Source organism: Streptomyces sp. NPDC043896 (genome assembly GCF_056435605.1).
Genome location: NZ_JBWKEE010000030.1, coordinates 76150 through 95938, shown reverse-complemented (window position 1 = coordinate 95938; position 19789 = coordinate 76150). Strand labels below are relative to the sequence as shown.

The following is a 19789-nucleotide window of genomic DNA, read 5'->3' as shown; positions in this document are numbered from 1 at the left end:
GTGTAGGGAGCCGTTTTCCTCCCGGGACCCCAGCAGCCCGACCCCACCCTTCCCACGCAGACCCCCCCCCCCCCTCCTCCCCCACCCCCCCCCCCCCCACCCCCCCACCCCCCCCCCCCCCCCCCTCCCCCCCCCCCCCTCCCCCCCCCCCCCCCCCCGCCCGTTCACGTGTGCCGGGGGCCGGACGGCCGCCGGGGTTCAGAGTCCGTTGACGCGGGCCATCCGGCCGACGACCAGGGGGGTGAAGTCGGCGGTGACCACGCGTCCGTTCCTGCGGCCGGCCCGCGAGTTCTGCCGCCGTACCTGGGCCATCAGCCGTCGGCTGCGCAGGGCCATCTCCAGCTCGAAGCGGGTGCGGGGGTCGCGCAGTCCCGGCCCGAAGAGCTTCTCCAGCTGCCGCATCCGGTAGCGCACCGTCTGCGGGTGCACGCTGAGGGCCTTGGCCGCCTCCGGGGCGCCGCCGCCCTCCAGCCAGGCGAGCAGGGTGACCTCCAGGCGTTCGCTCTGGCGCGGGGTCAGGTCGGCGAGCGGCCGGAGCCAGCGGGCGGCCAGGGCGTGGGCGAGGGGTTCGTCCTGGAGCAGGAGCAGGGTCGAGAGGTGGTCGTCGACGAAGACGGCCCGGGCTTCCAGGCCGCCGCGGTTCGGGGTCAGGGTGAGCAGCCGCAGCGCCCAGCGCAGCGAGGAGGCGGTGTCGCGCAGCGGGACGGCGTGGCCGACGGCCGCGAACCTGCCCCGCAGCGGGGGTTCGAGGGCGGCGCGGGCGTCGGGGTCGGGGCTGGGGAGCAGCAGGCAGGGCCGGCCCGCGAACATGCCGGCGAGGGCGTCGTCGAGTACGGCGGCCACTTGCTGGGTCTCGCCGGGGGTGGCCAGCGCGATGGCCCGGACGGCGGGCGGGAGGGGCCAGTGGGCGGCCTCGGCGAGTTCGGTGAGGGAGCCCTCGGCCGCGGTGCGGTCGTCGGTGAGGGCCCGGAACAGCTCCTGACGGGCCCGGTCGGGCGGCGAGGCCGGCTCGTGCGCGGCCTCGCGCACGTGCTCGCGCGCGGTGTCCCGTACGTGGTCGTGCGCTGAGCTGCGTACGTGGTCGTGCTCGGGGTTGCGTGCGTGCTCGCGGGCGGTGTCCCGTCCGTGCTCGCGCGCGGCGTCGCGCACGTGGTCCCGTCCGTGCTCGCGCGCCGGTTCTCGTGCGGCGGCCCGGTGGTCGTCGAGGCGGCCGTCGTGGCGGTCCTCGTCGGCGCCGGGCGCGGGACGGACCGGGGCCCCGGGGGAGGTGCCGGCCGCGGTCGCCACGGGTCCGGCCAGGGGGTCCGCGCAGCGGTCGTCCGGGTCGGGGGCGTCGCGGTAGCCGAGGGCGGAAAGAAGGGCTTCCTCCACCCTCAGCCTGAGCAGATCGTCATCGATGGCATCGTTGTCATCGACAAGGGCGGAAAATTCCGGAATTCCATGCAGAAGCTCCTCCACTATCTCCGCGGCCAGCGCGGGGAGTTCCCTGCGCAGGACGCGGGTCCACTCTCCGCGCGGGCGGGACCAGATGCGGTTCAGAAGTTCGCACATCGTTTCCTCGTTCGTGCCGGGATGAGGCCTGTCCGGTGCAGGGGTGACGGGCCCGCCGGGTTGTCTGCCTCGCCAACAACCCTTTCTGTCAAGAGAGTTGCAGCCCCCACGCCCCCTTCTGGAGGGTTCCGGCCACTTTTGGCCCCGCGGGTTTGCCTTGTTTTTGCCCTCGGGAACGCATGGATGGCAGGCGACGCGGTGGCCTGTCACGACCTCCACTGGAGGGGAATCTTCCGGGGTTGTTCGATGCGCCGTAGACGCGGTGCGAGAAATTATCACGTTTCGATAAATCCTGTGGAGATGCTGCGTAGCTCCACGATGCTGCTGCACTCCGGCCCCCGAGCCCTTCGGCCGGCGCGGGAATTCCACTTCGCCGCCGGCCGTCACCGTCCCCCAACCCCCGGGTGCCGAGCGCCAGGTGGACCGCTCGGAGCCCGGGTGCTCAGGAGAACTGCATGCCCCTCCCCCAGCCGCACATACCCCGCTCCCACAGGGCGCGCCGCAGGAGCCGCCACGCGGCGGAGGCCGCCTCGGCGCCGGCCGCCGGGCGGCGGGCCGTCCGGCGGCCCTCCCTGCTGCCCGCCGCCGGACGGCTGCGCGCCAGCGCGCTGTGCGCCGTCGGCGCCGCCCTCGTCTCGCTCCTCGTGGCGGCCCGCGCGGGCGCCCTGACCCGCCTGTGGGAGTTCCTCGACTACGGGTCGGGCGTCCTCTCGCTCGTCTGCCTGACCAGCACCGTCCTGTGGGGACTGGTGGCCACCGACCGGGTGTTGCTCGGGTCGGGCCACCGGCTGCTGGCCCAGGGGGTGCACCGGGGCCTCGCCGTGGGCGGCCTGGGCTTCCTGGCCCTGCACGTCTGGGTCAAGGTGGCCGGGAGCCAGGCGGACGCCGCCGCGGCCGTGGTGCCGTTCGCGGACTCCCGCCGGCCCTTCGTCATCGGCCTGGGCACCCTGGCCGGATATCTCTTCGTGGCCGTGGCGGCCTCCGGCGCCCTGCGTAGTGTGTTCGCCACCAAAAGCCGCTCCCTGTGGTGGCGGGCCCTGCACATCGGCGCGTACCCGGCGTGGGGCGCGTCCCTGCTGCACGGGCTGAAGGCCGGCCGCGCCGCCGACACCTGGGTGACGGCCGCGTACGGGCTGTGCCTGGCCGGGGTCATCGGCCTGCTCGTGTTCCGGCTCCGGGCGCGCGGGCTCGGAGCCGCCTGGCAGCCGTCCGCGCCGCAGAACAGCGGCGCGGACACCCCCGCCCAGCCTTCGCGCGTCCGCCCGTTCTTCATCCAGGACCTGCCGCTGGCGGACCTGTTGGTGCGGCCGCGTTCCGGCAAGGGCGGGGCCGCCGCGCCGCCGAGGCCCGAGCGCGCGCCCTACGCGGCCGCCGCCGCGAGCCCGGGCACCGCCCGGCGCTCCGGGCGACTCCGGGACGGGGAGCGGTGGTCGTGAGCGGTACGGCACGCCCCGGCCTCGGCTGCGTGGGCACCCCCCGACTGCTGGCCGGGCTCGACCGGGACCCGCGGCTCGACCGCGAGGCGCACCTGGCGGCGCACGGCCCGCTGCCCCGCTACGGTCCGGACGAACTCGTCGGCCTGGCCGCCGACATCGACCTGCGGGGCCGCGGCGGGGCGGGCTTCCCCTTCGCCCGGAAGCTGCGCGCCGTCATCGGCTCCGCGCAGGAGCGGGAGGGGCCGACGGCCGTCGTGGTCAACGGCAGTGAGGGGGAGCCCAGTTGCCTCAAGGACAAGGCCCTGCTGCTGCACGCCCCGCACCTGGTGCTCGACGGAGCCCTGCTGGCCGCCGGCGCGGTCGCGGCGGAGGAGGTGGTGGTCGCCGTCACCCGGGCGGACGTGGAGCGTTCGGTGCGGGACGCCGTCGCCGAGCGGGGGCCGGGCGGCCGCCGGGTCCGGGTGGCGCGGCTGCCCGAGCGGTTCGTGACCGGCGAGGGGACCGCCATGGTGGGCGGGCTCAACGGCGGGGCGGCGCTGCCGTCGGGGCGGCGGGTGCGGACCAGCGAACGGGGGCTGGGCGGGGTGCCGACCCTGCTGTCGAACACCGAGACGTACGCGCAGCTCGCCGTCGCCGCCCGGATGGGCGCCCCCGGCTACCGTGCGGCCGGCCTGCCCTCCGAGCCGGGCACCGTGCTGCTGACCGTCGCCGGCCATACGGTGGTGGAGACGCCGACGGGTACCTCGCTGGCGTACATCCTCGACCTGTGCGGCACCCGTACCGGCCAGGGCGTCCTGGTCGGCGGCTACCACGGCCGGTGGCTGGAGCCCGGGGCCGCCCGCTCGGCGGACGTGTCCCGGGGCTCGCTCTCCGCCTTCGGCGCGGTGCTGGGGGCGGGGGCGGTGCTGCCGCTGCCCGAGGACACCTGCCCGGCGGGCGAGGTCGCGCGGGTGGCGCGGTGGATGGCGAAGGAGTCCGCCGGGCAGTGCGGGCCCTGCGTACGGGGCCTGCCCGCGCTGGCCGACGTACTGGAGGACGCCGTCCGGGGCGGGGGCCGGGGCGCCCTCGACGCGGTGGAGGCGCGGCTGAGGGCCGTCCGGGGCCGCGGCGCGTGCAGCCACCCCGACGGCACCTCGCACTTCGTGGCCTCCGCGCTCGCCGCGTTCCCCGACGAGTTCCGCGACCACGCCCTCGGCAGCGGCTGCGGGCGGCGCGTCGTGGGGGCGCTGCCGCTGCCGCGGGACGAGAGTCCGCCGGAGCGGCTGGTGGTGGACTGGACCCTGTGCAAGGGGCACGGGCTGTGCGTGGACATCCTCCCCGATGTCGTCCGGCTGGACGCGGACGGCTTCCCGGCGGAGGCCTCGATGCCCGTGCCGGGCCGGCTGCGGCCCAAGGCGCTGCGGGCGGTGCGGCGCTGCCCTGCCCTGGCGCTGCGCATCCAGGAATGAGCGGGCGCACGTGCGGGGAGCGCCCGGGAGTTCATTCTTGGCGCGATCTGACAAATTCCCGTGGATATCGGCTCCGGCCACCGGTCTCCCCGTATCAATGAACTCAGGCAAGAGCACCACGGGACCCCGTTCCAAGGAGAGATCGTGAAGACAATGCGCCGGGAAATCCTCGCCGGTTCGGCGGTCGCGGTACTGCTGCTGACGGCCGGCTGCGGAATGGGCGACAAACCCGCCTCGAAGGCGAATGCGGTACAGCCCGCTGGATCCGGGAATCAGCTCGGCGCATACGGCTCCGACGGCGGTGCGGGATACGGGGCGGGATCCGGATCGGGATACGGCGAAGGATCCGGTGCCGCTCCGGCGGGCGGCGCCGGGACCGGCCCGGCCGGCAGGCTCCAGGTGCGGGAGCTGGCGAACGTGGGCTCCGGGGTCACCGACGGCGAGGGGTTCACGCTCTACCGGTTCGACAAGGACACCGCCAAGCCCCCGAAGTCCAACTGCGAGGGAGACTGCGCCAAGGCCTGGCCGGTGGTCCCGGCGGACGAGGCCTCGGCGGGGGCCGGCGTCGACGCGGCCGCGCTCGGCTCGGTGACCCGGGCCGACGGCACGAAACAGCTGACGGTCGGGGGCTGGCCGGTGTACCGCTACGCCAAGGACACCAAGGCGGGCGACGCCCTCGGCGAGGGGGTCGGCGGCACCTGGCACGTCCTGGGTCCCGACGGGAAGGCGGCCGGCGCCGCCAAGGCCCCCGGAATGGCGGGACACGGAATGGGAATGGCGAAGGAAGGGGGAGCAGAAAAGGGCGGAACGGAAAAGGGCGGAACAGAGAAGGGCAGCGGAGCGGAAAAGGCGGCCGGGGTCGCCCTTTCGGTGCGGCAGGACGACCGGCTCGGCAATATCGTGCAGAACGCGGAGGGCTGGACCCTGTACCGGTTCGACAAGGACAGCGCCTGGCCGATGAAGGTCGGCTGCGTGGATTCCTGCACGGACAGCTGGAAGCCGGCCGAGCCCGTCGACAGGACGCAGGTGTCCGGAATCGACCCGAAACTCGTCGGGACGGTGAAGCGGCCCGACGGAACGGAGCAATTGACGATCGACTGCTGGCCGGTCTACACGTTCACCGGCGACAAGGCGCCCGGTGAGGTCAACGGGCAGGGCAAGCAGGGCCTGTGGTGGGCCGTCACCGACAAGGGGAAGAAGGCGCAGGCGGCCGGCTGAGCCGGCCGGAACACCCCTCATGCCGTGGTGCCCGGCCCCCCTCCCTCCCCGCCGGGCACCACACCCCTCCCTCTCCTCCCCCTCCCAGCAGCCAGCGAGGTCACCATGCCCCCCTCCCACCGCCGGATCCGCCGCCCCCTCGCGGCCGGTGCCGCGCTGTGCGGCGCGCTGCTGGCCGGCGGCTGCGCCGGAGCCCCGCCCGCGCCCGGCGGTACGGCGGCCCACGCGGCTCACGCGGGAAGCCCGGCCGGCCCGGGGGACGCCGGCACCGCGGGAGCGCCCGGCGGGAAGACCGCGACCGTGGAGGAACTCGCCGCCGCCCTCGGCTGCCGGGCCGAGATCGGCACGCAGGCCGACGAGCTGCGCCAGGGGGCGTGCGGGACCGGGCCGAACGCCTACCGCATGACGACCTTCACCACCGAAAAGGGTCTGCGCGCCTGGCTGGCCGAGACCCGGGTGTACGGCGGGGTCTACCTCGTGGGGAACCGCTGGGCGGTCACCGCCCAGTCGGCGGACGCACTGGCCCCGCTGCGCGAACGCCTCGGCGGCACCCTGGAGTCCGGCACCGGACACACCGGCCACTGACCTCCCGGCCGGGGGGGGCGCGACCGTCGCGCCCCGCCGGGACCACAGGTGCAACGCCCGTGGCGCGTCGGCCAGTTGTCCGGAAATCAGCTCATTCGCGAGTTGCACGCACGGGGACGAGAGCCGCCCTGAGGGATGATTCGCCGCACCGCCCGTTTCCTCCAAGGTGTGCAGGGAATCGCCCCTCTCCGAAAGGAACGGCTCTTCGTGCGCATGAAACGCCTCGCGCCCCTGCTCGCCACCGCCGGACTCCTCGCGACCTCCGTGCCCCTGCTCGCCGCCACCCAGGCCGCCGCCGCCCCCGCTCCCGGGGACTACCAGCCGCGGCAGCCCTCCTGGCACCGGTGCGGCCCCGACCAGCCGGCCGCGTACGAGTGCGCGACCATCAAGGTGCCGCTCGACTACCAGCGGCCCCGCGGCGCCACCCTCGACCTCGCGATATCCAGGATCAAGAGCCCGAACCCCGCCAAACGGCACGGGATCATGCTCCTGAACCCCGGCGGGCCCGGCGGCCCGGGACTCGACCTGCCGCTGATGATGGACGAGGCCATGCCGAAGGAGGTCAGGGAGCGGTACGACCTGATCGGCTTCGACCCCCGGGGAGTCGGGGCCAGCAGCCCCGTCAGCTGCGGGCTGAACGAAACCGAGCAGAACTTCGAACGCGCCTACCACCCGGAGACCTTCGCCTCCGACGTGGCCTGGGCGCGTACCGTCGCGGACAAGTGCCGGGAGAAGGCCGGTGCGGTCCTCCCGCACATCACCACCCGCAACACCGCGCGCGACATGGACGCGATCCGCTCGGCCCTCGGCGAGCGGAAGATCTCGTACGTGGGCTACTCGTACGGCACCTACCTCGGCGCGGTCTACACGCAGCTGTTCCCGTCCCGGACCGACCGCTTCGTCCTGGACAGCGGGGTCGACCCGCAGCTGCTCTGGCGCGGGATGCTCCAGGCGTGGGCCACGGAGGCCGAACCGGCCTTCGCCCGCTGGGCGCGCTGGACGGCGGAGCGCGACGCCGAGTACCGGCTCGGGGCGACCGCGGAGGCGGTGTCGGCGTCGTTCTGGGGGCTGGTGGCCCGGGCCGACCGCGAACCGATCGAGTTCCAGGGGCTGAAGCTGACGGGCGATGACATCCGCACGGCACGCGCCCTGTTCTTCTACCCGCAGCAGGCCGCTCCCCTCGTCGCCGCGCTCAAGGCGGCCGCGGAGGGCACCCCGCAGCCCGCCGGACTGACCGTGCCGGACGTGAAGAGGGTGCTGCGCGGCTCCGAGCCGGCCTCGGACAACGGGACGGCCGTCTTCTGGTCGGTGCTGTGCGGGGACACCTCCTGGCCGCGCGATCCCGGGCAGTACGCGCGGGACGCGGCGCGCGACAAGGCCCGGTACCCGCTGTACGGGGACTTCGCGTCGAACATCAAGCCGTGCGCCTTCTGGCAGCGGCCCGCCGAGGCGGCCACCCCGATGAAGACCCGGGCGAACGTGCTGACCGTCCAGAACGAGTGGGACTCACAGACGCCGCTCGTGAGCGGGCAGGGCCTGCACCGGTCCCTGAAGGGCTCGCGGATGGTCCTCGCGGCGGGCGGCGAGGGCCACGGGGTGTACCTGGCCGACCCGAACTCGTGCGCCAACGCGCCGGTCAGCTCCTACCTGGTCACGGGCCGGCTGCCCGCCCGGGACGTGACCTGCCGGGCGGTTCCGGCACCGGCCCAGCGGCAGGAGGTCCTGCCGTCGCCGAAGCCGCTGCCGTTCCCGGCCGGGCCGAGGCGCTTCTGACGCCGCCGGGCCGGCCGGGTCGGTCCGGCCGGCCCGGTCAGCCCAGCAGGGCGTAGACCGTGGAGGCCTTCGCCGCCGGGTCCGCGGCGCCTTCCGGGGTCATGGTCGCGTCGGCGAAGGCCATGCGCTTGCCGAGCTTGGTGACGCGTACGTCGATCAGCACGTCGGTGCCGGTCACCGGGCGCTGGAAGCTCGTCGACTGCTGGACGGTGGTCATCGGACCGTACGCCCCGCGCGCCGCCGAGATCGCGATGACGGTGGCGGTGTCGGCGGCGGCCATCAGGGCCTGGCCCGAGAGGCCGCCGCCGTCGCGGGCCAGGGCGTCGGACCAGGGCAGCCGCAGCACGGCGTGCCGCTCGCCGGTCTCCTCGACGGTGAGGCCGAGGGCGAGCACCCAGGGGGCGAAGTTGTCGGAGAGGATCTTGTCCGCGTCTGCCGGTGTCAACGTCACCCGCCGATTGTGGCGGCCCGGAGCGAGCCGCCACAACTCCCTAGTGCTGTGGCCGGGAAGGTTTGCCGGGTCGCGGTGTCCGGTGCGGTGCATCGCAAGGCGGAGGGCCACGGCTCGTACTGGACGTACCTGCGTGGTCCGACAACGCCGCGAGGTGCCGTGCCGGGCGCCGCGACCCGGTGAGCCTTTCCGGTCACAGCACTAGAGGGAGGCCGCCAGTTCGGTTCCCTGGCGGATGGCGCGCTTGGCGTCGAGTTCGGCGGCCACGTCGGCGCCGCCGATCAGGTGCGCCTCGACGCCCTCGGCGCGCAGCGCCTCGTACAGGTCGCGGCGCGGCTCCTGGCCGGTGCACAGGACGACCGTGTCGGCGGGCACGAGCTGCGGTTCGCCGCCGACGGTGATGTGCAGGCCCTCGTCGTCGATGCGCTCGTAGGTGGCCCCGGCGACGGAGACGACCCCGCGGTGCTTGAGCTCGGCGCGGTGGATCCAGCCGGTGGTGGTGCCGAGGCCGGCGCCGACCTTGGTGGTCTTGCGCTGGAGCAGGGTCACCTGGCGGGGGGACGCGGGCCGCTCGGGGGCGGTGAGGCCGCCCGGGCCGGTGTAGGCGGTGTCGACGCCCCAGTGGCGGAAGTAGACCTCGGGGTCCTGGGCGGCGCCCTCACCGCTGTCGGTGAGGTACTCGGCGACGTCGAAGCCGATGCCGCCGGCGCCGACGACGGCCACGCGCCGTCCGACGGGCGCGGCGTCGCGCAGCACGTCGAGGTAGCTGACGACGTTGTCCCGGTCGACGCCCTCGATGGCGGGGGTGCGGGGGGTGACGCCGGTGGCGACGACGACCTCGTCGTAGCCGCGCAGGGCGTCCACGTCGGCGCGGGTGTCCAGGCGGACGTCGACGGCGCGGGCGGTGAGCTGGGTGCCGAAGTAGCGGATCGTCTCCTCGAACTCCTCCTTGCCGGGGATGCGGCGGGCCACGTCGAGCTGGCCGCCGATGTGGCCGGAGGCCTCGAAGAGGGTGACGGCGTGGCCGCGTTCGGCGGCGGTGACCGCGCAGGCGAGGCCGGCCGGGCCGGCGCCGACGACCGCGACGCGCTTCTTCGTGCGGGTGGGCGAGAGCACGAGCTCGGTCTCGTGGCAGGCGCGCGGGTTGACCAGGCAGCTGGTGATCTTGCCGCTGAAGGTGTGGTCGAGGCAGGCCTGGTTGCAGCCGATGCAGGTGTTGATGGTCTCGGAGCGCCCGGCGGCGGCCTTGGCGACGAAGTCGGCGTCGGCGAGGAAGGGGCGGGCGAGGGAGACCAGGTCCGCGCGGCCGTCGGCGAGGATCTCCTCGGCCTTCTCGGGGGTGTTGATGCGGTTGCTGGTGACGAGCGGCACGCTCACCGCGCCCATCAGCCGCTTGGTGACCCAGGTGTAGGCACCGCGCGGGACGGAGGTGGCGATCGTGGGGATGCGGGCCTCGTGCCAGCCGATGCCGGTGTTGATGATGGTGGCGCCGGCCGCCTCGATCTCCTTGGCGAGGTGCACGACCTCGTCGAGGGTGGAACCGCCGGGGACCAGGTCCAGCATGGAGAGCCGGTAGATCAGGATGAAGTCGTCGCCGACGGCGGCGCGGGTGCGCCGGACGATCTCCAGCGGGAAGCGCACGCGGTTCTCGTACGCGCCGCCCCAGCGGTCGGTGCGCCGGTTGGTGGCGGCGGCGATGAACTCGTTGATCAGGTAGCCCTCGGAGCCCATGATCTCGACGCCGTCGTAGCCGGCGAGCTTGGCGAGGCGGGCGGCGCGGACGAATTCCTCGATCGTGCCCTCGACCTCGGCGTCGGTGAGCTCGTTCGGGACGAAGGGGCTGATGGGGGCCTGGATCGCGCTGGGGGCGACGAGGTCCTTGTGGTAGGCGTAGCGGCCGAAGTGGAGGATCTGCATCGCGATCTTCCCGCCTTCGGCGTGCACCGCGTCGGTGATCACCCGGTGCTCGGCGGCCTCGTCCTCGGTGGTGAGGCGGGAGCCGCCCTCGAAGGGGCGTCCGGCGTCGTTGGGCGAGATGCCGCCGGTGACGATCAGGCCGGCGCCGCCGCGGGCGCGCTCGGCGTAGAAGGCGGCCAGGCGCTCGAAGCCGTGTGCGTGCTCTTCGAGGCCGGTGTGCATCGACCCCATGATCACGCGGTTCGCCAGGGTGGTGAAACCGAGGTCCAGGGGGCTCAGCAGGTTCGGGTACCGGCTCTGGGAACTCATGAGGGGCGCCTCCTCGCGCGGGGGGTGGTGAACCTGTTCTAGCGAGGCGCACCAGGTTTTGCAACTAAGTGCAAAACCCGGTCCCGCGCCCCCCGCCCCGGACTCCCGCAACCCCGGGCCCCGCCGCCCCGGCCTGTGGCACAGTTCACGTCCTCCGGGGGCCCGCCGTGCCCCTGCGGCCACGGGGCGGGGACGGCGGGCCGGGCTGCCGGGCCGGGCTCAGCCCCGCCTGGCCTGTGCCTCCCTCGCGGACGCCTCCACCCGGCCCCGGTGGTCCCGGTACCAGGCCTCGTCGCCGCCGGCCATGTTGTCGTTGCCCGCCCGCATCCCGGCCTTGCCGTCGATCAGCTCCCGGACGATGTCGGCGTGGCCCGCGTGCCGGTGCGTCTCGGCCGTCACGTGCAGCATGACCCGCTGGAGGCTCACGTCGCCGTTCTCGCCCCACCACGCGACGTGGCCCCGGGCGTCGAGCGGCAGCGCCCCGATCGTCGCGTCGGCGTGGGCGCGGGCGCGTTCGTAGAGGCCGAGCACGTCCTCGCGCGACTCGTCGGCGGTCGCCCACATGTCGGCGTCGGGCTCGGCGTCGTCGTCGTGCCAGGGGTAGGACTCGCCGTGCGGGCGGCCGAAGGTCGGGCCGAAGTACCCGAGCTCGACGCCGGCGAGGTGTTTGACGAGGCCGAGGAGGTTGGTGCCCGTCGGTGTCAGGGGGCGGCGGACGTCGTACTCGGACAGTCCCTCCACCTTCCAGAGCAGGGCCTCGCGGGCCGCGTCGAGGTAACGGTGCAGGTCGTCCTTGGGATCATCGGTCTTCATGCGGCCGAGTCTGGCACCAACGGCCCCCGGCGTCTTGCGGGTTACCCGCCGCCCGGGCGGGGGGAGGCGCCCGGACACCCCCTGGGGGCCGGGCGTCCCCCCGCCCCGCCGGGGCCGGCGGGCTCAGCCGCGGCGCAGGCGGACCGTGACGATCTGGAACGGGCGCAGCGTCAGGGCCACCGAGCCGTCCGGGGCCGGGGCGGCGACCGCCGAGCCGGCCAGCGGGCGCTCCAGGAGGTCGCTCTCCACCGCCCCGGCGACCGCGAAGCCGGGTGTCAGGACCGCCCTCGCACGGCCTCCGCGGGATTCGTAGAGCCGCACGACCACGTCCCCGCCTCGGTCCTCCGCCAGCTTGACCGCCTCCACCACCACCGCGTCGTTGTCGACGGCCAGCAGCGGGGCGACCGGCCCCGCGCCGCGCAGGAGGCGTTCGGGCAGGTTGAAGGCGTGCCCCTCGCGCACCGCGTCGCCGATGCCGGCGCCGGGCGCGAGGGAGTACCGCAGGGTGTGGCGGCCCTGGTCGGTCTCCGGGTCGGGGTAGCGGGGGGCGCGCAGCAGGGAGAGCCGGACGGTGGTGGTCTGGCCGCCGTCGTCGCGGACCTGCCGGGTGACGTCGTGGCCGTACGTGGAGTCGTTGAGCAGCGCCACGCCCCAGCCGGGTTCCCCGGCGTGGATCCAGCGATGGGCGCAGATCTCGAACTTGGCCGCCTCCCAGGAGGTGTTGGTGTGGGTGGCACGGTGGACGTGACCGAACTGGGTCTCGGAAGCGGTCCGTTCGGCCTTGACGTCGAGCGGGAAGGCGGCCTTGAGGAACTTCTCCGTCTCGTGCCAGTCCACGTCGGTGGTGATGTCCACGGTCTTGGCCCCGGCCCGCAGCGTGACCGCCTGGGTGACGGCGGACGAGCCGAAGGAGCGGGTGACGGTGACGGTGCAGGAGGCGCGTTCCCGCTCGGTGACCTCCAGGGAGTCGAGGGCGGTGAGGTCGGTGACCTTGTTGCGGTAGAAGGCGTCGATGTCCCAGGCGTCCCACATGTTCGGGAAGTCGGGATGGATCTGGAGCAGGTTCGCCGCGCCGCCCGGGGCGAGGGCCTCGCGGCTCCCCTCCAGGTCGTACGCGGAGACGATCAGGCCGCGCCCGTCGATCTCCACGAGCAGCCGCCCGTTGGCCAGGACGTGTCCGCCGCCGTGCCGTTCCTCCACCGTGACCGGCTGCTCGGCCGCCCGGGCGCGGCCCGCCCCGCCGGCCGGGACGCCGTGCCGCTCGTGGGGGGCGCAGTTGAAGACCAGTTCCTCCTCACCCGGGCCCGCGAGGGCGCTCTGGGCCGCCAGGGTGAGGGCGGTGAGCTCCTCGCGCACCGTCTCGTAGGTGGCGCGGGCCTCGCGGTGCACCCAGGCGATGGAGGAGCCGGGCAGGATGTCGTGGAACTGGTGCAGCAGGACGGTCTTCCAGATCCGCTCCAGCTCCTCGTACGGGTAGCCGAAGCCCGGGACGCGGACGGCGGCCGTCGCCGACCAGAGCTCGGCCTCGCGCAGCAGCGACTCGCTGCGCCGGTTGCCCTGCTTGGTGCGGGCCTGGGAGGTGTAGGTGCCGCGGTGGAGTTCGAGGTAGAGCTCGCCGGCCCAGACGGGCGCGTCCTCGTACTCGGCGCGGGCCTTCTCGAAGAAGGCGTCGGGCCGCTCGACCTCCACGCGCGGGGAGCCTTCGAGGTCCCGCTGCCGCCTGGCCCGGGCCAGCATCTCGCGGGTGGGGCCGCCCCCGCCGTCGCCCCAGCCGAAGGGGACGAGCGAGCGTGAACCCCGGCCTTTCTCGCGGTAGTTGCGGGCGGCGTGGGCCAGCTGGGCGCCGCCGAGGTCGCTGTTGTAGGTGTCGACGGGCGGGAAGTGCGTGAAGACGCGGGTGCCGTCGATGCCCTCCCACCAGAAGGTGTGGTGGGGGAACTCGTTGACCTGGGACCAGCAGATCTTCTGGGTCAGGAACCACTGGTTGCCGGCCAGCCGGACGATCTGGGGCAGCGCGGCGGTGTAGCCGAAGGAGTCGGGCAGCCAGACGTTCCTGGTCTCGATGCCGAACTCGTCCAGGAAGAACTTCTTGCCGTAGAGGAACTGGCGGGCCATGGCCTCGCCGCCGACCATGTTGGTGTCGGACTCCACCCACATGCCGCCGACCGGCACGAACTGCCCGTCCGCGATCTTCTTCTTGACCCGTTCGAAGAGTTCCGGCCGGTGGGTCTTGATCCAGTCGAGCTGCTGGGCCTGCGACATGGCGAAGACGAACTCGGGGTGCTCGTCCATGAGGGCGACCATGTTGGAGGTGGTGCGCGCCACCTTGCGGACGGTCTCGCGCAGCGGCCACAGCCAGGCCGAGTCGATGTGGGAGTGGCCGACGGCGCTGATCCGGTGCGCGGAGGCGTGCGCCGGCGAGGCCAGCACCCCGGTGAGGCGGGCGCGGGCGGCGGCGGCCGTACCGGCCACGTCGCCGAGGTCGACCTCGTCGAGGGCGGAGTCGACGGCGCGCAGGATCGCGTAGCGCCGCGCGTCGTCCTCGCCGAGCTGGGTCATCAGGTCGTACAGCACCTCCAGGTCCTGTACGAGCTCCCAGACCTCGGGCTCGAAGACGGTGAGGTCCATCCGGGCGATCCGGTAGAGCGGCCGGTCCCCGCTGGTGAGCCGGTCGCCCTCGCGGGTGGGGGCGTGCTCGACGAGGACCGGGTTGGAGGCCGCCTCGACGTACCACTCGACGCGTTCGCCGCCCGCCGCGGAGTCGGCGACGCGCACCCAGTCGTTGTACGGGTTGAGGGCCTTGACCTCGCTGCCGTCGGCCCGGTGGACCAGTCCCTCGCACTGGAAGCCGGGCATCATCCGGTCGAAGCCGAGGTCGAGCACGGCCTCGACGGTGCGGCCCGCCCAGTCGGCGGGTACGGCGCCGGTGACCTTGAACCAGGTGGTGCCCCAGGCCGGGCCCCAGGCGTCGCCCGCCGCGCACGGCCCGTACGGGGCGGCCAGCGCCTCGGCGACCGGGACCGGTTCGCCGGGGGCCTCCCAGCGCTCGACGGTGAGGGGGACGGGGCGGGAGTGGACGGCGGGCCGGATGCGCTCCCTGAGGACCCGGCGGAGGCGGTGTTCGGTGATGCTGCGGTCGTCGTGCATGACGGCGGCTCCAGGAGGTCGTACGGCGGCGTGGGCGGCGGACGGTCGGGGTCAGGTCTTGACGGCCCCCTCGCCCACTCCCTTGAAGAAGAAACGCTGGAGGGCGAGGAAGAGCAGCATCATCGGGACGAGCGCGGCCATCGCGCCGGCCGCGACGATCCGCTGGTCGCTGGTCGTGGTGGCGCCGGCCAGGGTCTTCAGGCCGAGCTGGAGGGTGTAGTGCTCGCTGTCGGTGAGGACGAGCAGGGGCCAGAGGAAGTCGTCCCAGGCGCCCATGAAGCTGGTGATGCAGACGACGGCGAGGGCGCCCCGGGCACCCGGGAGGAAGACCCGGGTGAAGCGGGTCCACTCCCCCGCGCCGTCGAGCACGGCGGCCTCCTCGATCTCCTTGGGGACGGCGAGGAAGGCCGCCCGCATGATCATGATGTTGAGGACGGAGACCGCGCCGGGCAGCCACACCCCGACGAGGGTGTCGACCAGGCCCATTCCGCGGACCGTGAGGAACATCGAGATCATCACGGACTCGAAGGGGAACATCAGGGTCGCCACCAGGACGGTGAAGACGGTCTTGCGCCCCTTCCAGGAGGCCCGGGACAGCGCGTAGCCGCCCATCGCGGCGAACAGCGTGTTGGAGGCGACCGCGAGCAGCGCCACCACGAGGGTGTTGCCGACGTACTGGGCGAGGGGGAAGGACTCGGCGACCCGGAGGTAGTTCTCCAGGGTGGGCCGCGAGGGCAGCAGCCCGTCGTAGACGTTCTCGGTGCGGCCGCGGACCGAGGTGAGGAACTGCCAGACGATCGGCCCGAGCATCAGCACGAGCGTCAGCAGGAGCACGGCGTACCGGGCGGCGAGGCCGGTCCGGCGGCGCCCGCGGCCGCGTCCGCTCCGGCGGCGTCCCGGTGCGGTGCCGGTGGCGTTCACACCACGTCCCCCTTCGACAGCCGGTGGCCCAGCAGGCTGAAGGCCAGCGTCAGCAGGAACAGCAGCAGGGAGATGGCGCAGGCGTAGCCGGTCTCCCCGGCGAAGCCGAGGCCGACCTGCCGGATGAGGAAGGGCAGGGTGCGGGCGCCGCCGCCGGGGCCGCCGCTCTCGCCGCCGAGGATGTAGATCTCGGTGAAGACGCGCAGCGCGGAGATCGCGGAGAGGGTGCCGACGAGCAGCATCATCGGCTTCACCTGGGGGACGGTGATGCTGAAGAAGCGGCGTACGGGGCCGGCGCCGTCGAGGGCGGCGGCCTCGTGGAGGGAGGCGGGGACGTTCCCGAGGGCCGCCAGGTAGAACACCATGTAGTAGCCGAGGCCCTTCCAGACGGTCACGAGCATGGCGGAGAACAGCAGCAGCGTGCTGTCGGTGAGGAAGGGGACCGGCTCGGAGACCAGCCCGAGCGCCCGGAAGACGGTGTTGACGAGTCCGTCGCTGCGCAGCACCCACTGCCAGATCAGGCCGACGACGACGGCCGAGGCGATCACCGGGGTGTAGAAGGCGGAGCGGAAGAGGCCGATCCCGGGGACCTTCGTACGGACGAGCACCGCGAGGGCCAGGGGCAGGAGCACCAGGCAGGGGACGACGACCAGCAGGTACAGCACGCTGTTGCCGGTGGCGGTCCAGAAGTCCGGGTCGGCGAGGGCCCGGGTGTAGTTGCCGAAGCCGACGAAGGAGCCTCCGCTGAGGATCCGGGCGTCGGTGAAGGACAGGACGACGGTGTTGAGGAAGGGCCAGAGGCTGAACAGGGCCACCATCAGCAGGCCGGGGGCGAGGAACAGGTAGGGGGTCCACCACCTGCGGTGGACCAGGCCAGTGTCGGCCTCCATGGCCCGTCCCGCCCGGCGCCTGCGCTTCCGCTCCCGCCGGCCGGCCGGCGCGGCGGGGTGCGCGGCGGCGGCCGCCGGGGCGGGAGCGGTCACTTGCGCGTCCCGGCGGCCAGCAGCCGGTTGGCCTCCTCCTGTGCCTTGCGCACCGCCACGCGGGCGTCCTGTTCGCCCTGGATGGCCTTCTGCACCTCCCGCACCACCGCGTCGCCGACCTGGCTGGTCCACTGGACGGGGGTGTTGGCGTCGAGGTCCGCCGTCTTCAGCTGTTCGGCTCCGATGGCCCGGGCCAGGGTCTCGGCGTCCTTGCCGTCGCCGCGGTCGGCGAAGCGGGGGTCGGCCAGGCCCCGGGCGTTCGAGGGGTAGATCGTGGCGTTCTTCGAGAACTCCACCTGGTTGGGGCCGTTGGTGACCCATTTGGCGAACTCGGCCGCCGCGTCCGGATGCCGGGTGTCCTTGCGGATGCCGAGGGACTGGGCGTAGATGCCGATGTGGCCGAGCCTGCCGGTGACGGCGCCGGCGACGCCGGTGCGTTCGTAGACCTGGGGGGCGTTCTGCCTGATGTCCCTGACGAAACCCGGGGAGCCGGGGCCGAAGACGAGCTTCCCGGCGCCGTAGAGCTGGTTGATGTCGTCGGACTTCAGGAGGGACTCCCTGGGCATGGCGCCCTTGGCGTAGAGGTCCTTCATCCGCTCGACCCAGGCGACGGCCCGGTCCGTGTCGAAGGTGAACCGGTCCCGTGCGCCGTTGAGCAGCGGGACGCCCATCTTCTGCCAGTCGCCGGGCAGCCGACCCTTGGGATCGGCCATGAAGGCGGCGTACTCGCCGCCGGAACGCGCGGCGATCTGTTCGGCGTAGTCGAAGAACTGCTCGACTGTGACGGGCGGCTTGTCGGGGTCCAGGCCGGCCTTCGCGAAGAGGTCCTTGTTGTAGGTGAGGATCTCGGGGGTCACGTACCAGGGGTAGGCGTACACGCCGTCGCCCTTGCCGGGCAGTTTGAACTGCTCCCAGGCGCCCGGCACGTACTCGGCGGCGACCTGGCCGTCGAGCCGGGACACGTCGGCGAGCATGCCGCGGTCGCCGAGCAGCTGGAAGGAGTCGGTGGAGAGGTTGACCACGTCGGGCAGGGCCCCGGCCTGGGCGTCGGCGACGAGCTTCTCGTTGTAGCCGTCGCCGGGGACGTCCTCCCATTTCACCTTCACCTCGGGGTACTTGGCCTCGAAGGAGTCGATAACGCCCTGGACGTACGCGGTGTACCTGGGCTTCAGCTGGAGGGTCCGGAAGCCGATCTCGCCGGAGACCTCGCCGGTTCTGCGGGCCTCCGCGGCGTCAACGCCGCCTCCGCTCAGACCGCACGCGGTCGCCGTCAGGAGTCCGGCGGCCGCCAGTGCGGCGAGGGCCGTGCGGGTCACGGGGGAACGCGTCATCGTCGCCGCCTTCGGGGAGGTTCCGGCTCCGCTGCCGGAGGGCGCTCCCACGCTGGCGCCGGTGCCCGGGGCCGTCAACGAGGCCTGTGCGCCGTTGGCCTGAAGCGGTTCGTCTCCCCGCCCGGCCCGGGGGCTCCGGTAGCACGCGGAACGGGCGGTCGCCAGGGCTTCTCCGGCGTCCGACCCGAACGGATCATGGATTTTGCCTTGATCAACGCAATGTGATGGATTGATCACCCACCGCTTCCGTCTGATCCGCGAAGGAACCCCCATGCGCACGGTCCGCGAGTCGGTCCTCGACGTCCTTCGAGCCCGTGGGATGACCACGGTCTTCGGCAACCCCGGATCGACCGAACTGCCCATGCTCAAGCAGTTCCCCGACGACTTCCGCTACGTACTGGGGCTCCAGGAGGCCGTGGTCGTCGGCATGGCGGACGGCTTCGCCCTCGCCTCCGGCACCACCGGCCTGGTCAACCTGCACACCGGTCCGGGCACGGGCAACGCGATGGGCGCCATCCTCAATGCCCGCGCCAACCGCACCCCCATGGTCGTCACCGCCGGCCAGCAGGTCCGCTCCATGCTCACCATGGAGGCGCTGCTCACCAACCCTCAGTCCACCCTGCTGCCGCAGCCCGCCGTGAAGTGGGCGTACGAGCCCCCGCGCGCGGCGGACGTCGCCCCCGCCCTGGCCCGGGCCGTGCAGATCGCCGAAACCCCTCCGCAGGGGCCGGTGTTCGTCTCCCTGCCGATGGACGACTTCGACGTGGTCCTCGACGAGGCCGACGACCGGGCCGCCCAGCGGACCGCGGCCCGCCGGGTGACACACGCCGCCGCCCCCTCCGCCGAGGCGGTCCGGGAGCTGGCCGCCCGGCTGGCCGGTGCCCGCAGCGCCGTCCTCGTCGCCGGCAACGACGTGGACGCCGCCGGGGCCTGGGACGCCGTCGTGGAACTGGCCGAGCGCACCGGCCTGCCCGTGTGGTCGGCGCCCACCGAGGGCCGGGTGGCCTTCCCCAAGTCCCACCCGCAGTACCGGGGGATGCTGCCCCCGGCCATCGCACCGCTGTCCCGCTGCCTGGAGGGCCACGACCTGGTCCTGGTCATCGGCGCGCCGGTGTTCTGCTACTACCCGTACGTCCCGGGCGCCTACCTGCCCGAGGGCACCGAGCTGGTGCAGCTGACCCGCGACGCCGACGAGGCCGCCCGCGCCCCCGTCGGGGACGCGCTGGTCGCCGACCTCGCCCTGACGGTACGGGCCCTGCTCGCGGAACTGCCCGTACGGGAGACCGCGGCCCCGGCGGCCCGGATCGAGCGGGCCGCGTCCGCCGAGGAGGCCGACGGGGCGCTGACCCCGCTCGCCGCGATGACGGCCATCGCCCAGGGCGCCCCCGACAACACCCTCTGGGTCAACGAATCCCCGTCCAACCTGAGCCAGTTCCACGACGCCACCCGCATCGACACCCCCGGCTCGTTCCTCTTCACGGCGGGCGGCGGTCTCGGCTTCGGCCTGGCGGCGGCCGTGGGCGCCCAGCTCGGCGCGCCCGGCCGGCCGGTGGTCTGCGTCATCGGCGACGGCTCCACCCACTACGCCGTGCAGGCGCTGTGGACCGCGGCCGCGTACAAGGTCCCGGTCACCTTCGTCGTCCTGAGCAACCAGAGCTACGCGATCCTCCAGTGGTTCGCCCAGGTGGAACGCGCCCAGGGCGCCCCCGGCCTCGACATCCCGGGCCTCGACGTCTCCGCGATCGCCACCGGCTACGGGGTCCGCGCCCACCGGGCGACCGGCTTCGGCGAACTGTCCAAGCTCGTGCGGGAGTCGGCCCTCCAGCAGGACGGCCCGGTGCTCATCGACGTACCGGTGACCACCGAGCTCCCGACCCTGTAGCCCACCCCCAGTCGTCCCCCCGCA

Annotated in this window: 14 protein-coding genes; 6 read left to right on the top strand and 8 right to left on the bottom strand. The window is 73.6% G+C overall.

Going from position 1 to position 19789, the window contains the following annotated elements; translation table 11 throughout:
• Window positions 1-198: 198 nt before the first annotated feature.
• A complete protein-coding gene (locus AC069X_RS33135) occupies window positions 199-1551 on the bottom strand; it encodes a PucR family transcriptional regulator (RefSeq protein WP_478734506.1) in 1353 nt (450 codons plus the stop codon).
• A gap of 455 nt (window positions 1552-2006) precedes the next feature.
• Between AC069X_RS33135 and AC069X_RS33130 the strand changes: the two genes are divergently transcribed.
• The 5 genes from AC069X_RS33130 (at window position 2007) to AC069X_RS33110 (ending at window position 8011) form a co-directional block, all read left to right on the top strand.
• Window positions 2007-2987 (top strand): hypothetical protein, encoded by a 981-nt coding sequence (locus AC069X_RS33130; RefSeq protein ID WP_478734504.1) that lies wholly within the window; start codon window positions 2007-2009, stop codon window positions 2985-2987.
• On the top strand, window positions 2984-4435 hold the full coding sequence (locus tag AC069X_RS33125; RefSeq protein WP_478734502.1) for an NADH-ubiquinone oxidoreductase-F iron-sulfur binding region domain-containing protein: 1452 nt from the start codon (window positions 2984-2986) through the stop codon (window positions 4433-4435). Before AC069X_RS33130 ends, AC069X_RS33125 begins: the two co-directional genes overlap by 4 nt.
• Before the next feature lie 153 nt (window positions 4436-4588).
• A complete protein-coding gene (locus tag AC069X_RS33120; RefSeq protein WP_478734519.1) occupies window positions 4589-5653 on the top strand; it encodes an SCO0930 family lipoprotein in 1065 nt (354 codons plus the stop codon).
• Window positions 5654-5758: 105 nt separating this feature from the next.
• Window positions 5759-6238, top strand: a complete 480-nt coding sequence (locus AC069X_RS33115; protein WP_478734500.1) for a hypothetical protein — start codon at window positions 5759-5761, stop codon at window positions 6236-6238.
• Window positions 6239-6451: 213 nt separating this feature from the next.
• The gene (locus AC069X_RS33110; protein WP_478734517.1) at window positions 6452-8011 is read left to right on the top strand and encodes an alpha/beta hydrolase; all 1560 of its coding nucleotides are present in this window, start codon (window positions 6452-6454) and stop codon (window positions 8009-8011) included.
• A 37-nt stretch (window positions 8012-8048) separates the two neighbouring features.
• On the opposite strand, the gene AC069X_RS33105 is transcribed toward AC069X_RS33110, so the two are convergent.
• The 7 genes from AC069X_RS33105 to AC069X_RS33075 all read right to left on the bottom strand — a co-directional run bounded on the left by AC069X_RS33105 (window position 8049) and on the right by AC069X_RS33075 (window position 17883).
• Complete coding sequence (locus tag AC069X_RS33105) at window positions 8049-8462, bottom strand: PaaI family thioesterase (RefSeq protein WP_478734499.1); 414 nt, start codon at window positions 8460-8462, stop codon at window positions 8049-8051.
• Window positions 8463-8663: 201 nt separating this feature from the next.
• Complete coding sequence (locus tag AC069X_RS33100; RefSeq protein ID WP_478734497.1) at window positions 8664-10688, bottom strand: oxidoreductase; 2025 nt, start codon at window positions 10686-10688, stop codon at window positions 8664-8666.
• Between the two features lie 219 nt (window positions 10689-10907).
• A complete protein-coding gene (locus tag AC069X_RS33095; RefSeq protein WP_478734495.1) occupies window positions 10908-11501 on the bottom strand; it encodes a DinB family protein in 594 nt (197 codons plus the stop codon).
• A 123-nt stretch (window positions 11502-11624) separates the two neighbouring features.
• Window positions 11625-14648, bottom strand: coding sequence for an alpha-mannosidase (locus AC069X_RS33090; RefSeq protein ID WP_478734493.1), 3024 nt, complete (start codon window positions 14646-14648; stop codon window positions 11625-11627).
• Window positions 14649-14699: 51 nt separating this feature from the next.
• Window positions 14700-15569, bottom strand: a complete 870-nt coding sequence (locus AC069X_RS33085; protein WP_478734491.1) for a carbohydrate ABC transporter permease — start codon at window positions 15567-15569, stop codon at window positions 14700-14702.
• Window positions 15566-16552 (bottom strand): carbohydrate ABC transporter permease, encoded by a 987-nt coding sequence (locus AC069X_RS33080; RefSeq protein WP_478734489.1) that lies wholly within the window; start codon window positions 16550-16552, stop codon window positions 15566-15568. The genes AC069X_RS33085 and AC069X_RS33080 overlap by 4 nt, the downstream gene beginning before the upstream one ends.
• Entirely contained in the window at window positions 16549-17883 is a 1335-nt protein-coding gene (locus tag AC069X_RS33075; RefSeq protein ID WP_478734487.1) for an ABC transporter substrate-binding protein, read from the bottom strand. The genes AC069X_RS33080 and AC069X_RS33075 overlap by 4 nt, the downstream gene beginning before the upstream one ends.
• A 271-nt stretch (window positions 17884-18154) precedes the next feature.
• Between AC069X_RS33075 and mdlC the strand changes: the two genes are divergently transcribed.
• Window positions 18155-19765, top strand: coding sequence for a benzoylformate decarboxylase (mdlC, locus tag AC069X_RS33070; protein WP_478734485.1), 1611 nt, complete (start codon window positions 18155-18157; stop codon window positions 19763-19765).
• Window positions 19766-19789 lie beyond the last annotated feature (24 nt).